Origin of the sequence: Pseudoalteromonas prydzensis (assembly GCF_011050055.1) — a bacterium.
Classification (GTDB): Bacteria; Pseudomonadota; Gammaproteobacteria; order Enterobacterales; family Alteromonadaceae; genus Pseudoalteromonas; species Pseudoalteromonas prydzensis_A.
This window is the reverse complement of the sequence record NZ_DRGM01000219.1, coordinates 1-15,043: the sequence shown is the minus strand read 5'-3', so window position 1 is coordinate 15,043 and position 15,043 is coordinate 1. Positions and strand designations below refer to the sequence as shown.

9 protein-coding genes and 2 pseudogenes are annotated in these 15,043 nt (G+C 39.6%); 6 read left to right on the top strand and 5 right to left on the bottom strand.

Annotation, left to right across the window (positions count from 1 at the left end; all coding sequences use genetic code 11):
• Positions 1-7: 7 nt before the first annotated feature.
• The 3 genes and pseudogenes from ENH88_RS22865 (at position 8) to tnpA (ending at position 2,657) form a co-directional block, all read left to right on the top strand.
• The gene (locus ENH88_RS22865; RefSeq protein WP_304185859.1) at positions 8-367 is read left to right on the top strand and encodes a CrcB family protein; all 360 of its coding nucleotides are present in this window, start codon (positions 8-10) and stop codon (positions 365-367) included.
• Between the two features lie 8 nt (positions 368-375).
• Entirely contained in the window at positions 376-1,674 is a 1,299-nt protein-coding gene (serS, locus tag ENH88_RS22860; protein WP_064665989.1) for a serine--tRNA ligase, read from the top strand.
• Positions 1,675-2,223: 549 nt separating this feature from the next.
• Positions 2,224-2,657, top strand: a pseudogene (gene tnpA, locus ENH88_RS22855) (IS200/IS605 family transposase).
• A gap of 376 nt (positions 2,658-3,033) precedes the next feature.
• Here the strand turns inward: tnpA and ENH88_RS22850 are convergent.
• The 3 genes and pseudogenes from ENH88_RS22850 to ENH88_RS22840 form a co-directional block, all read right to left on the bottom strand.
• Positions 3,034-4,236 (bottom strand): hypothetical protein, encoded by a 1,203-nt coding sequence (locus tag ENH88_RS22850; RefSeq protein ID WP_304185856.1) that lies wholly within the window; start codon positions 4,234-4,236, stop codon positions 3,034-3,036.
• Positions 4,237-4,274: 38 nt separating this feature from the next.
• Positions 4,275-5,996, bottom strand: a complete 1,722-nt coding sequence (locus tag ENH88_RS22845) for a hypothetical protein (protein ID WP_304185855.1) — start codon at positions 5,994-5,996, stop codon at positions 4,275-4,277.
• A 987-nt stretch (positions 5,997-6,983) separates the two neighbouring features.
• A pseudogene (locus tag ENH88_RS22840) lies at positions 6,984-8,965 on the bottom strand (hypothetical protein).
• A 178-nt stretch (positions 8,966-9,143) separates the two neighbouring features.
• Here ENH88_RS22840 and ENH88_RS22835 point away from each other — a divergent pair.
• Entirely contained in the window at positions 9,144-10,118 is a 975-nt protein-coding gene (locus tag ENH88_RS22835) for a transposase (protein WP_304185854.1), read from the top strand.
• An 828-nt stretch (positions 10,119-10,946) separates the two neighbouring features.
• Here the strand turns inward: ENH88_RS22835 and ENH88_RS22830 are convergent.
• The gene (locus ENH88_RS22830; protein WP_304185858.1) at positions 10,947-12,131 is read right to left on the bottom strand and encodes a PQQ-dependent sugar dehydrogenase; all 1,185 of its coding nucleotides are present in this window, start codon (positions 12,129-12,131) and stop codon (positions 10,947-10,949) included.
• Between ENH88_RS22830 and ENH88_RS22825 the strand changes: the two genes are divergently transcribed.
• Positions 12,116-12,571, top strand: a complete 456-nt coding sequence (locus ENH88_RS22825) for a hypothetical protein (RefSeq protein WP_304185853.1) — start codon at positions 12,116-12,118, stop codon at positions 12,569-12,571. The two genes, ENH88_RS22830 and ENH88_RS22825, sit on opposite strands and share 16 nt — an antisense overlap.
• Positions 12,572-12,674: 103 nt before the next feature.
• On the opposite strand, the gene ENH88_RS22820 is transcribed toward ENH88_RS22825, so the two are convergent.
• Positions 12,675-13,874 carry an Nramp family divalent metal transporter gene (locus ENH88_RS22820; protein WP_304185851.1) on the bottom strand — a complete coding sequence of 400 codons (1,200 nt, stop codon included), beginning with the start codon at positions 13,872-13,874 and terminating at the stop codon, positions 12,675-12,677.
• A 337-nt stretch (positions 13,875-14,211) separates the two neighbouring features.
• Between ENH88_RS22820 and nhaD the strand changes: the two genes are divergently transcribed.
• Positions 14,212-15,043: sodium:proton antiporter NhaD (gene nhaD / locus ENH88_RS22815; protein ID WP_304185850.1), on the top strand; the 832-nt coding region annotated here is incomplete at its 3' end.

Here is a 15,043-nt window from a genome sequence, read left to right as displayed (position 1 = left end):
TTCTAAAATGGCGTCTTGTTCAGCTTTTACGCTATCCAGTTGCGCGCCTAAGTTACTTACCGCATCTAACAACGGTTGTGCATCTTCGCCTTTTGGCACGTTGGCAGTTAATATTCTTGGTTCATTGTTGATGGGCATATTATACGGTTTGATAGAGCGCGAAATTATCACCGCAAGCCCCGCTAAAACCCTGATAGGAATTGGCTTTTTAGGTGCTTTGACCACCTTTTCGACATTTTCAATGGATTCGTTGTTGTTATTACAACAAGGTCACTTTTTTAAAATGGCCCTCAATATCGTCTTAAATGTGGCGGTGTGTATTTTTATGGCTTGGCTGGGCCTTCAGCTGGTAATGCAAAAAGGTTAAAAACTAACATGTTAGATTCTAAATTATTACGTCAAGATCTCGAGCAAACAGCGGCGCGCTTAGCAGCACGTGGCTATGAGCTAGATACTGCGACTGTCAGCGCACTTGAAGAAAAACGCAAAACTTTACAAGTAAAAACACAAGAATTACAAAGTGAGCGTAACAGCAGCTCCAAAGCAATTGGCCAAGCAAAAGCAAAAGGCGAAGATGCACAACCGTTGTTAGATGCGGTAAGTAACTTAGGCGCGCAACTGGATAGCGTAAAAGCTGAACAAGACGCCATTTTAGAAGAGCTTAAGCAAATTTCTTTAGCTATCCCAAATTTACCGGATGGATCAGTACCAGCGGGCGCTGACGAATCTGACAACGTTGAGATTTCAACCTGGGGCGAGCCTAAAAAGTATGATTTTGCAGTCAAAGATCATGTTGACTTAGGACAAGATTTAAACGGCCTTGATTTTGAAATGGGCGTTAAAATTACCGGTTCACGCTTTACGGTAATGCGCGGCGCAATGGCTCGCATGCACCGTGCTCTAGTGCAGTTTATGCTAGACACGCACACGGATAAAAACGGTTATACAGAAATGTACGTGCCGTATTTAGTAAACCGCGACAGCCTATATGGCACAGGCCAGTTACCTAAGTTTGCCGAAGACTTATTTCACACCAAAGGTTTAGTAAACGATGACGGCGAAGAGCAAGAAGGTTTTAGCTTAATTCCTACTGCTGAAGTACCGCTTACTAACAGCGCCCGTGACGAAATCTACGACGAAAAAGATTTACCAATTCGTTTAACTGCGCACACGCCATGTTTTAGAAGTGAAGCAGGTAGCTATGGCCGTGATACCCGTGGTCTTATCCGTCAGCACCAATTTGATAAAGTTGAATTAGTGCAACTAGTAAAACCAGAAGATTCAATGCAAGCACTTGAAGAGCTAACCGGTCACGCCGAGCAAATCTTACAAGCGCTAGAGCTACCATACCGTAAAGTAATTTTATGTATGGGCGACATGGGCTTTGGCTCAGCAAAAACCTACGATTTAGAAGTATGGTTACCAGCGCAAGATACTTATCGTGAAATTTCATCATGTTCAAACATGGTTGATTTCCAAGCACGTCGTATGCAAGCACGTTTTCGTCGCGCCGGTGAGAAAAAGCCAGAGTTACTGCATACACTCAATGGCTCAGGTTTAGCCGTTGGTCGTACCCTAGTCGCTATTCTAGAAAACTACCAACAAGCCGATGGTTCAGTGGTCGTGCCAGAAGTGCTACGCCCGTATATGAACGGCCTTGAAGTAATTAAATAAGCTCGTTAAAGCTTTAGAGCTGTAAGTTTTAAGAAGAGAAGCCGCTGTTTGTAACGAACAGCGGCTTTTTTGTAGGTTAAGCTCTAGCTAGCTTAAAAGTTATTCAGGATAAATCCCAGCCAACGACTTTAGGTGATGCTAAAGTGTATTTTACTCGGTTATGTAAACGGTAAGGTAAGCCGTGGGCCTATCAGCAGCTTAAAGCGCATACTGATAAATATCACCTTGAACGGGCTGTAAACGAACCCAAAAAATATGTTGTTGATCGGGCGATATTGTATATTGGTGAATAAAATTATCTGGTTTTGACAGAAGCAATTGCTCAGTCTGTGTATCGATATTATATGCCCAGATGCCTGTTTCTTGTCGATAAAAATACAGCTGATTATTTACAACTCGCCAATTTAATCAATTAATACGATTAAAGTCTGCAATTACTAATTAAACATTGATAAACCCCAGCTCAGCTGGGGTGACTCGCATAGGTTTGACCGTGACAACGGTAGGGGTATCTTCTTTGCTCGACCAAAAGTAAAGAGGAAATAACCTATGCGAGACTATAAGAGTTTGTCTCATACTCGTTGGGATTGTAAATATCATATTGTGTTTATTCCCAAAAAGGAGACAAAAGTTGATTTACGGATCGATTAGGAAGCACTTAGGTGAGACGTTTCATGAATTAGCTAAAAGAAAAGGGGTAATAATCGAAGAAGGGCATTTAATGAAAGATCACGTTCATATGTGTCTGAGTATACCTCCAAAACTTGCAGTTTCTAATGTTGTCGGTTATTTGAAAGGAAAAAGCGCAATTTCGATAGCAAAAAACTTTCGAGGGCGACAACGAAATTTCAATGGGGGAAAACTTTTGGGCTCGAGGTTATTTTGTATCGACAGTTGGTTTAGATGAAAATATGGTTATAGATTATATTCGAAACCAAGAAAAGGATGATGAACACCGAGATCAATTAAAGTTTCAAGTGTAGTACGCCTTGGGCGTTTTCTTTAGCCCTTTGAGGGCGTAATCACAGAAGCCTCCGGCTTTGCCGGAGGTCAGTTAACTTTTGAACCTTCGGGTGATGATTTTATTCAATGAGGGATTGTGCCCATTTAGGGTTCAATTCAGCATCGAATTGGTCATTTCTACAAAGTGCAAGTTGCGTAAAGAGTTACCGATAACATTTTAGAGGGAGATTAAGGTAGTACCCCCTTCCTTGATGTAGCGTATAACTCCGTGTAAACGAGCGGTATACTCGTGCATCAACATTTGTTTAAATATTGTTTCCTAAATATTGATGCACTTTTTATCACCCGTTTGTCATCATTATTTACATCAAAACAATGATTATTTGTTGATGCATACTAGCCGTTACGCTCTTTGAACAATTTATCGATTTCAGCTAGATCATCATTCGTTATTGACGAGCCACCAACCTGACTACAATCTAAATCACCAATACATGGGCGAGGATTTTGTGGTTCATTGGCTGTAGGCACCGCTAATGCAGCTAATGCTATTTGAAATTTTTGTGTTATTTGCGAACCAAAACTAATCGGAACGCCATCAATGGTAATATCACTGACAGTAAAGCCCTCCGATTCAGGAACTTCAAAGACTGCGTGCAAAATTTGATCATAATTATCACCTGTGTGACCGCGAACTACCCGCCAATAATCAGCAGCTGTTTTTCCTATAGGCGCATTGGGTGGTAATTGAAAACTTGAGAAGTCTGGTGTTTGAATATATAAACCAACGGGGTTGGCTAGCGAAGCCTTTAAACCGCCAGAACGAATAATTCGATTTACGGCACTACCAATTGTTGGATCACTATTTCGTCCTGGAGTTCCGTATTGACTACATTGAATCAACTGGTTTTTATTGGTAACAATTTTACCTTCACACTCGCGAGTGATAGTAGCGGCTGCAGCAAGGTAAATTTCTGCTGGTAGTGTGTTGGGCGGAGAAATAAGGGTAACCGCACCATTGGTAGTATTATTGTTGAATTCATTTTTCTTATTATAGTTACCCGCTGAATCTTCCAGATTAGCCCTTGTGACATTCATTCCTGTTAATTTTCTATAAATATCGACCACCGCATCTGGGCTAACACGCCACAACAATGAAAAATATTCCGGGTTTTCACAGGTAAAATCAACTTTGCTTATATTGTCATTGTTGTCTCTGGTAACGCTCCATTCACAATACTCATCTTGCCATCCACGTGGTCCTGCAGGTTGATATGGTTGCCCATTAACATTTGGTGGACCCTCATCGGCATATCTTTGCCTTTGGGTTTCACTGCTATTTGGGAACAGCACATTGATCCTATTAGGAAATGCGGTCCAACGAACTACTGCAGGTGCTCCTGCCTGTGATAGATCCGTATCGAGCGGGTTGTAATACCAGTCTCTGTCATTATCCAGCGGCCTTGAACCCCCTTTAATTGACTGGTTGGTCCATTGATTTACTGCTGTTGACCAAAGCTCTCTGAATTTATCTTCTAACGGACCCGATGGTAGATCACTGATATTTGCCGGTAGATCAAAAACCTCTAATTTACTCATTTTAGTCATCCTTAATATTTTAATTTAAAAACTAACAGCTAGTCACTTGCTACTACTTTACCTACTACATTCATACGTAAAAAAGGTGATATTGGTAAACTTGAAAAAGGGAATAACAAACTAAACTCAACAAGGTTACCCAAAGGAGTCGTCGCTGCCATTTGGCGATGTTGTGAAACCAAAAGTTTCAAGTACTCATCTTGACCTGTACATGATTCAGTTGTACAAGAGATGTTCTTATCTATAGCTTGAAAATAGGCATTAATTCTTTTCTCGGTATTTGCCTTCCAGTTAGCATCCTCCCAAACAAATAGAAACTGTTGCTCAGCAGTACATGTATCCAAGGTTATATCGTTACATTTTTCTTGCTGACTACTTGCTGTGGTGATTTTACTTGCAACTAACGAGGCCATATTACTGCTATTATTAGCAATAGTTGCTGTGCCAACTGCCTTAGCGTATTGGATCAAACTATTACGTTTTTGTGAAAAAATGGGGTTTTGAAAATCTACCATCAAAATTGCTGTTATAAATTTGGGGCTAATCAGTTTCAGTAACTTTCTTTCTATACCAACTCGAATCAACAAATTTGACATTAAAACATCTTCGTTACCCAGTACTGGTGTAAAACCGGCAAAGTGAGTTGATCCTAAAACAGTAAATTGGGGGGGCTCAACACATGCTGATTTAGTTGCGCCCTTTAAACTACACTGCACTAGTCTTGAATCAGTTGTTTTGAGAAATTTCTTGTAATTATCCACTGAAAACATGAGCCCTTGTGGAATATTGTAATCAAGGCCTATTAGAGGACCTCTTAAAATGCTATCTGCAATCCAAAAATCTTTAGGAAACGCAAAAGTGTTGGCATTTCCTGGTAATGGATTGGTAGATTCCAAGTTAACAGTGGTGGTTTCTATTACAAAACGTAAAAGCTCTGAAACATTGGTGATCTGTGTGAAATTGTCATTGATGTGAGAACGAATAAAATTTGGATAATATTTACTGGATGCTCCTTTTATTGTTGGTTCAAGTTCTTGTGCACCAATTCTATTTTTAAATGGCGGATCGTTTTGAATTTTTAGTGAAACGATAGAGTTGGTGATATTGGCGCGCTCTGAGCTCCAATTATTCCACGGGATCTTCAGTTCTTTCATGATAGGTACACCGTTATGATGGCAATCAAAGCAACCTACACCTATAGTTTTTTTCTTCCTTGCCCAGCTTGAATCTCCCGCCCAAAAATAATCTGTACGAGGATAGTCAAATCGTTCATAAAAGTTGAAACGTTGTTTTGATTCATCAAAGGCAATAACCTGCAGAAAATTACTGGTATTATCACTAGGGGGTGAAGAACTACCAAATACCATAGGGGTACCATGGACGTCCGCCCAACTTACTGTATAGCGCATATTTCTTAGGGAAGCAGAAGATGGAATTGCTGTACTTACTGGGATCTGCCCACCTTCAGCCACCACATACTGTTTTTTTACAAAGTCATGAGAAGGATTATCTAAGTGAGTGGTGATCTGTTTTAGCGAAGCTGCAGGAAGCCCAGAACAAAGTATTGATTTGGCAAAGACATCATTTAATTCTTTCGTTTTTTCCTCAGGCGCCATTACAGTAGGTTGTGAATCCTGACCTTCAATAAAACGATAAATTGTACTGCTACAATTAGCACTTTCGCTACTTTGAGCCATATTTATATTTACTACTAATAAGAAAACGACAATACAACGAGTAAACAATCTGATTCTATTCATATTAAATTCTCCCAAATTTAATTTTTGACCTAATAATATAATTGTTCATTTATTTAAATTTATATGGATAAATAAACCTTAATATTTACAGTTTGCCACATATATATTTTAATCTGTTCTCTCTTAGCATCAATTTAATTCTAGTCTTCTGATTACTTCAGGTATAACTATTTCCTTTTTTTAAACAAATATCTTCCTAGTAAATAACCCCTAAACACATCTTCATTGCTGTATGTATATATTCATTAAACTTAGTTCTCATCATTAAATAGCTCTTATTGCTATCAATACTGGATTAATTTTTATGAATATCTTTAGCAAATTAAAGATTAATTGCATAGCAATATCTAATCATCCACATAGTGTGTATATTTACAAAGTATGCGTTGTGTAAAGAGTTACAAAAAGTAGAACCATAGGGGAACGGGCTATTTAGTGAGTGCTTCCCTTCCTTGGTGCTGCTTGTTATCCCTTACAAACGAAATATAGTCCAATAATTATCAAAAAAACATTACACGTCACTACACGGATAAAAAGCCTTATTTATTCTTAGCTGGAATATTAAATTTTACGATACAGCTCTATCGGAGTTATCCCTATCAAGCGGTTCAATATCACTTAGTAAACCGACTAAATCTATTTCTTTCTTGCCTTTGTTAAATACTTCGCCGCTTGCGGCGTAGTATTGAGTTATGAGCGAATTTATAGATAAAAGCCTGATGAATCCCCACGAAAAGAATCAAAAAAGATGAGTAAGGGGAAAATGCAATGGGCGGTTCATCTCCCATACAAAATGTGTTTATTGTTTTCAAAAAATAATTATGACGGGTACCAATGTATTTCAATGTTGGCCAAAACTAGTCGATCGTTACATGGTTAGTGCCTTACTGATATGGGCCGCAAATCAGCAAAGCAAAATTTTTCATGGCATTACAATATAGTAACTAAACTTCAGAGGCTCTAGTTGCAAACCTCTAAGGTAGTTTATTAAGGTTTTGTTGCCTCAGCGAAGCGTGACATTTCACTTATATTGAGTGTACCTTGTTTACTATAGATGCCTACTTGGCGTTTATCTAAGTCATAAAGCCTAAAGGTTAGTGCTCTAAAATCATTGATATATGCGGTACCATAGCCACTTTCTGGTTGTAAAAGAAGATCCACGGTTACCCCTTGTTGTAAATTGATAGGAACAATAACTTGTGAGTCGATTCGACTTTCTGAAGTAGGTTCAGGTTGCTCACCCAGTACCGCAGGTAATGCTGCTGCCCTGAATTCATCAGCTAGAAGGTAAGCTAAGCTGTTGTCTGAGCCATCGTCATTATGAAGATCAATAAACTGTATAAAGGCTGTTTTTCCAATGAACTCTTCAACATCCCAGGTTGTCCATTGCATTGTTAGTTTATTATTCTCATCGGGTTGTGTATTTTTACCAGATTGACTACGTACAACTTTACCGTCCACTATAAGCACAACTGCAGTTGCTTTAGGGTGGTCAAACTGATTTGAACCCCCACCTATCTTGAAATTAATATATTGCTGTGAGATCACAAATGACGGGCTATCCATTTTTCCTGTTGCGGAGTAACCTATCCACCCTAATGCAGTTCCATCTTCATCATAGCCATCTGCAAAGCTGGAGAAAACTCGTTCGCCAATGTTGTTGTTTACATCGGCCCCCCACCAACCTCCATCTAGTTTAGATAAGTCTCCAGTTAGATTAGTAAAACCGTGGGCTTGGAGGGTGTTATAACCGCCGCAGAAAAATTCAAAACCAGCTATATGCTGAGTCAGGTCTTCCTCTCGATTGAATAGAGGTTTGCCTTCTAGTTCAGGTGTGAGGGTGATGTTAGAGCTTGATTGAGTGAATGAATCGCCGAAGTAAAAAGTGGCTGTTTCTGTGGCTGTGTTTATTTCTATACGAGCTGTTTGTTTACTCTCTTCATAAGCGGGAAATATCAGACCAAATCGGTTGTCGGTATCTTCACTCGAAATACTAAAGTGAAGACGGTTGATTTTATTGTTACTACCTAGTAATACTTGATTACCTGGTGAAACCAATAGTGAATTATTATTATTGGTTTGTGCTGATTGGGTTTGTGCATTTTCATCTATTGGTGTTGCTAATGCGCTTAAGTATTGCTCAGGAATTGATACCGCTAGTTCTCCCGATTCTGTCATTGATACTTGATGAATTGCTAAGTCACCGCCAAAATCAGCACTGCCTATATTTGAGCGGGTATTTTTATGAGCGACCCAACCAAACATCAGGGTTTGAGTAGGGGAGCTTGGAGTTCTTCCTGCGTAGTAAAATTCTCCATCTAGTGAAGGGTATCGACCAGGTACCCATATGTCTTCATTCTTTACTAAATATTTTACATCGCGCTCATTATTATTTTGGTCAGAATAAATTATTGCTTGTCCGTTATTGAAGCTCACCCAATCAGGAACCTCAAAGTTAAGTGGTTTGTCTGCGGTATAAATCGGCTCTTGCGCTTCCCAAGTTTTGAGATCGCTCGAAGTATAAAGAGCAATAGCTGCATCTGCGTTATATCGACTAGTTAATAACATCCAATAGTTGTTGCTTTGTTCGTTATAAAAACATCAGGATCACGAAAGTCAAAGTCGCTATATGATCCTGTACCACTGAATGTGTTATTAACTTGTTTTTCCCATTTAGTTAGCGTGTTATCTGTTGCTTTTGCATGCATAACAGCTTCGACAGGAGAAAAATCGAGGTTGTGTCCTGAATAAAATAAATGAGCTACATTGTCTTTATCTTTAATAACACTACCTGATCCCGTCCATTGGTCTTGCGTTTGTGCATCTCCTGTCGCTTCTAGAACACGTTGTGGGAATGTACCATTAATTAAATCTGTGGTGCGGGTTAGATACCAATCATGGAATGCGGTATCAATTAAATAATAAATATAAAACTCACCGTTTAAAAATACAGGGTTAGGGTCTGCCATCGTTAATGGTAAAGGTATCGTGTGTTGATCCAGTTGGGTGACAATACTTTCACTCGACGGGTCAACGAAACAAAAAGAAACAAAGAAAAACAAAAAAAAAAGACACCCATCATAAAGTTTATATTTCGCCAATTTTTTACTAACGTTTAATTAGTATGAAAATCAAACCGGGTGAAATATGGCTACTGCAAGAAAACGTCAAGTAAGTTTGGCAGATACAAAATACTATCACTGTATTTCACGTTGCGTTCGGCGTGCATTTTTATGTGGCGAAGACCACTTTACAGGGCAATCATACGAGCATCGTAGAGGTTGGGTTGAAGATAAACTGTTAGAGTTAGCCAAGGTATTTTGTATTGATGTGTGTGCTTATGCCGTAATGAGTAACCACACCCATTTAGTACTCTATGTTGATGATAAAAAAGTAAACAGGTTGAATGACAAAGCGATTGTTATTCGCTGGCATAAACTGTGTAAAGGCACCTTGCTAACGCAGAAATACGTACAAGGTGAAAAGCTAAGTAAAGCAGAACTCATCTTTTTTAATCAAACGGTCAAGCAATATCGCGAACGCTTATCAAGTATTAGCTGGTTTATGCGGTTGCTAAATGAAGATATAGCGCGCAAAGCAAATAAAGAAGATAACTGCACAGGCAGATTCTGGGAAGGGCGCTTTAAATCACAAGCACTCCTAGATGAAGCTGCACTTGCAGCATGTATGGCGTATGTAGACTTAAACCCTATTAGAGCTAAAATGGCTAATAGCCCGGAAGAATCGTACCATACCAGTGTTCAAAAGCGTTTAACAAGCGCAACAGAAGGTAAGCAACCTAAACAGTTACTTCGCTTTGCTGGTATGTCGCGTCAAATAATGCCAAAAGGCTTGCCATTTGAGCTTAAATCGTACCTTGAGCTTGTTGAATTAACGGGACGAATAATACGAGATGATAAACGCGGACATACAGATAATTCGTGCCTTCCTCTACTCGAAAGGCTAAATATATCCCCAGAAAATTGGTTAAAACTAACCACTCAATTTACACGTGTATTTCATGGTGCTGTTGGCAGGGCATCATCACACGAAAGCTATTGTGAGAACCTCAACCGAAAACGGCGAACAAACATGAGTAACTGTGAAAAGTTATTCGGATAAAGTCTAGTCACCCAAAAAAGTACTTTTACAGCATAACGCAGGCATTTTCATGGCTGTCATTTAAGTATTACAACGAAATTTACTTATTTTGCAACCTAAGTAAGTTTTGCAAAGTGATAAGCGTGTAGATCTAGTTTACGTGTAGATCTAGTTTATAAATTTAATTTTGTAGCACCAGTTAAATAGATAAATTAGAGTGGGTGTCTTTCTAATATTGTTGAAAAACAAGTTATAACGCTGGAGCCATGGTGCATCATATTTACCGATGAACACAGCACAAGGTTTTTACCTCAGCTAAAAGCAGTCTTTAAGTTTGAAACAGGTAAAGCAGTTTGGGAAGGCAACTATGGACCGATGAAGCCAAGTAAGCCTTTTACTTTAGGCAACACGATGTCTAATGAAGATATTAAAATATTGCAGTCTAGACTAGATATTGCTTATGCAGAGATTACAAATCAATTACTTTCTCACATATTCAAGGTAAGGGAAATTACGTTAGTAAAGAGGAGGGAGAGAAGTTCACTAACGATTTATTAAAAAGCATCGAAATCGATATTGACGAGAACGAACTTAACTTACTGGAACCTCTTTAAAACAGGGGGCTTTATGCTTAGACCTTTCTTTTGAAAAAGCAAAAACAAGGCATGGTAACCATGTAACAAGCACCCTGAGTTTTACGTTACAGTTGTTCCGAACGAAGAACAAAAACATCTCCAAATAGTAATCTGTTAAGCCATCACTATCCTAAAACGGTACTGCTGCATTATCTAAAGTTAGACTGGCTATTTAAAAATAAACACTAAAGCAGATATGCATTTGAACGTTAAATTATTTATTTGGCGTTATTAGCAGTAACTTAGCTTCTTTGCCATCGGTTAACACTGCGATATTGCCCTTGGCAGTAACAAATACATCCCGCAAACGTCCAGTAACCTCAGGGAATATATGAGTCTGGGTAAATTCACCGTTAGCTAAATTAACGCTGTAGATTTTTTTGTCGACTAAAGTGGTGAGTAGCACATGCTTTTGCAGTACAGGAAAGGCAGATTGCTCAGAGCCATAATACGCCATGCCTGATGGGGCGATAGAAGGGGTCCAATCTATGGTGGGCTTTTTCATACCGGCATATTCCCTAAAGGGCGAAATGCGGGCTTGAGAATAATCGTTACCGTAGGTTATTACCGGCCAGCCGTAATTAGTGCCAGCGGTTAAGTAATTTAGCTCGTCGCCGCCAGCTGGGCCATGCTCGTGGCTGATTATTTGCTGTGTGTCGTAATTATACACTAGGCCTTGGGTGTTGCGGTGACCGAGTGAAAAAACAGCCTGAGCAGCACGATTTTCGTGATCACTAAATGGGTTATCGCGGGGCACACTGCCATCTAAATTAATGCGTAATACTTTACCTAGTTGGCTGGTGATAACTTGCGCTTGCTCTCGATAATCAAAGCCATCACCACTTGAAAATAATAAGGTGTTATCGGGCAATACTAGGGCGCGGCCAGCATAATGTTGTGGTGTGTCTTTATTTGTTGCCACTTGATAAATAATTTTAGGCTGAGAAAAATCAGTGCCATTAAAGGTCGCTTTAGCAATTACGAGTCGGTTTGCGGCTAACTCGCCTTGTGCGTAGGTAAAAATAACTTCATGGGATTCACTGTAGTCAGGAGATAACACGATATCGAGTAGACCGCCTTGGCCGGCAACATATAATCCTTCAAGGGGCAGTTTAACTCTTGATAGCTGGTTGTTTTTTATTATTACTACATGGCCGTCACGCTCGGTGATTAACCAGGTGCCATTAGGTAATTCAATCATACTCCAAGGAGAATTAAGCTCAGTAGCAAGGGGAGCTATGTTGTATTGTTTTATGGGTAATGTTGAGCCTGCGTGTACTGAAAACGCAAAAGACCAAATAAGCGTAATACAACAGATAGATTGTTTACAGCTTAAGCCTTTGCTAATGTGGATAAAACGTTTCATTTTAAGTTGAGATAACCATGCCATTTTTAACACGTTTGTTGCCTTCATTTTTAGCTTCCTGGTTACTTACATTCACACTTGCTAGCTTGTTTCATAGTCAATATGTTGTCAATCAATTAGTTAATGTGGGTATAGAGATAAGCTTTAGTGATCGTGTTAATTTAACGCTTGATGATTGGCTTGGGTTATTACCTACCTATGGCGCAATAATTGCCGTTGCACTTGCGCTCGCATTTTTAGTTACAGGACTACTGTATAGAAAACACCCTAAATATGGCATTCAACTATTTGTTATAGCTGGAGTAACGGCGTTTGCAATTGCTTTAGTAGCTATTGAGTCAATTATGAATATCACGATTATTGCCGGTGCCAGAGGATGGGGGTTCTATACACAACTGATTTCTGGTGCAGTAGGTGGGTATGTTTTCGCTATGTTAGCTAAAAACTATATTAGTAAAGATGACTGCTGCTAATGCTAATATGAATAAAACTCGCCGCGGTATATTTTTCTTTGGCGACTATCAATTAAAAGCCGCTGTTGGTAATAAGCAGCGGCTTTGGGTTTTAAGTGGCTAGCTAAAAAATCAAGCTAATTAACTTGTAGCTACTTAGGCCGAAAATGAGTAATAGCACGGGTAGGATCAGCAGGTTGACAAGCATTGAATTGGTGTAGTTGCCCATTACAGACTTTTGATTGACTAACCATACAAGGTAGGTGGTCACAATCGGCAGTAATATGCCATTGGCGGCTTGGGCAAAGATGATCACGGCAACAGGGTCTAAGCCAAGTGAGGCAACTGCAGCACCAAATACTAAAATAACAATGGCGACTAGTTTGAAACGGCTATTGTTCATGTCATTAGACCAGCCAAGCATACCACATACGGCGTATGCACCAGCAAGTGGCGCAGTGATAGCACTGGTTAGCCCCGCGGCAAATAAGCCAATCGCAAAAAAGTAATGTGCGGCATTGCCTAGTAATGGCTCTAGCTGCATCGCCATATTTGCTGCGCTGACTTTTCCAACCTCAGTGCCGTAAAAAGCGACCGATGCGGTGGATAAAATTGCAAGCGTTATAACCCCACCCAGCGTGATTGATATACCGGTATCTAAATTAGTGTGTTTGATGAGCTTACGTTGATCAATTTTTTTGTCGTGTTTTGCGGCGAGTATACCTGAGTGTAAAAATAAGTTGTAAGGCACAATGGTGGTACCCACTAAGGCTAATACCGTAGTTGCAGAGCCTTCAGGTATACTGGGTATAAAGCCTGCAAGTACTTGAGTCACAGGTGGAGCTGCCATAACCAAGGTGGAGATAAACACTAAACTCATCAAAAGCACTAAAAAGATCAGTGCGGTTTCTACCACTTTATGTTTGCCGCTATAAAGTAATAGAGCGCTGAAAATAGCGATTAATGGCGTCCAAACTTGTGTTTGTACTTGAGGGAATATTTCGATTAACCCCATTGTGGCGCCACTGAGGTTGCCAGCTTCATAAGCGGCACTGCCAACACCAATGGCACTGATCACTAAAAAGGCGGCGAGGGGTTTAAATAATGGGTGTTGTATATGTGTGCGTAGTGCTTGGGCAAGATCTTGACCAGTAACTACACCAAGGCGGGCAGCCATTGATTGTAATAATATGGTCGCTATCACTGAAAATAGTAATGTCCAGAGCAGCGCAAAGCCAAAGTTGGCACCCGCTATACTGGCGGTGGTTATAGTCCCTGGGCCAATAAAGGCAGCAGTCACAAGTAGGCCTGGTCCTAATCGCATAAGTAACCTTATATTTTGTTTTAATGGTTGTAACTGTATTCAGTCACTCGGCTTGATATCAATTTATCAGTAAGTTACAGCATACAAGTTAATTAATGTTGTTAAAAGTACAATAAAAATTCAGTCGTTTGTATGCACCGTTATTATCATTGCTATAACGCAAAACAATGAAAATTTAGACTTCTGTATAATAGCGTATGGCGGTTATTATGGTACTTTACGTCAACTTTTTGATAGCACTTTGTTAACAGTGAAACTAAAAATAAAAACTCATGCTGACTACTGGAGTGCCAGCTATCAAAAATACAAAATTTAAAATTAAAACAGGACGTACCGCGTGAAAAACTTACTACCAGGCTTTCATCTATTTAGTCTAGTACTTTTATTATTTTGCTCCCCAACGTGGGCAGCTGATGGGCAGTTAAATTTAACTACTTCAACAGTGGGCCTAGTCTGCATTGCGATATTTGTTTTAGCGTATGCGGTCGTTATGCTTGAAGAGAAACTGCATTTACGAAAATCAAAACCGGTATTGGTTGCGGCCGGATTAATTTGGATTTTAATTGGCGCGTATTATGTAAACAATGATGTGCCAGACATTACCGAAGCTGCATTTAGGCATAACTTGCTCGAATTTGCCGAGCTAATGTTGTTTTTATTAGTGGCAATGACCTATATCAATGCATTAGAAGAGCGCAGAGTCTTTGATGCGCTGCGTTCTTGGATGATCCGTAAAGGCTTTAATTATAAAAATTTATTTTGGATCACAGGCTTCTTAGCGTTCTTTATATCCCCGATTGCAGATAACTTAACAACCGCACTGTTAATGTGTGCTGTAGTAATGAAGGTAGCAGAAGGTGATAAACCGTTTATTAATCTTAGTTGTATAAATATTGTTATTGCTGCCAATGCCGGTGGAGCATTTAGCCCGTTTGGCGATATTACCACCTTAATGGTTTGGCAGGCTGGTTTAGTCCACTTTAATGAGTTTTTAGTTTTATTTTTACCCTCGCTAGTTAATTATCTCGTCCCTGCGACCATTATGAGTTTTTACGTAGCTGATAAGCAACCCACGGCCCAATACGAAGATGTAGAGCTTAAACGCGGTGCAATCAGAATTTTAGTGTTGTTTTTACTGACCATAGGCACGGCAGTAGCGAGTCATAGTT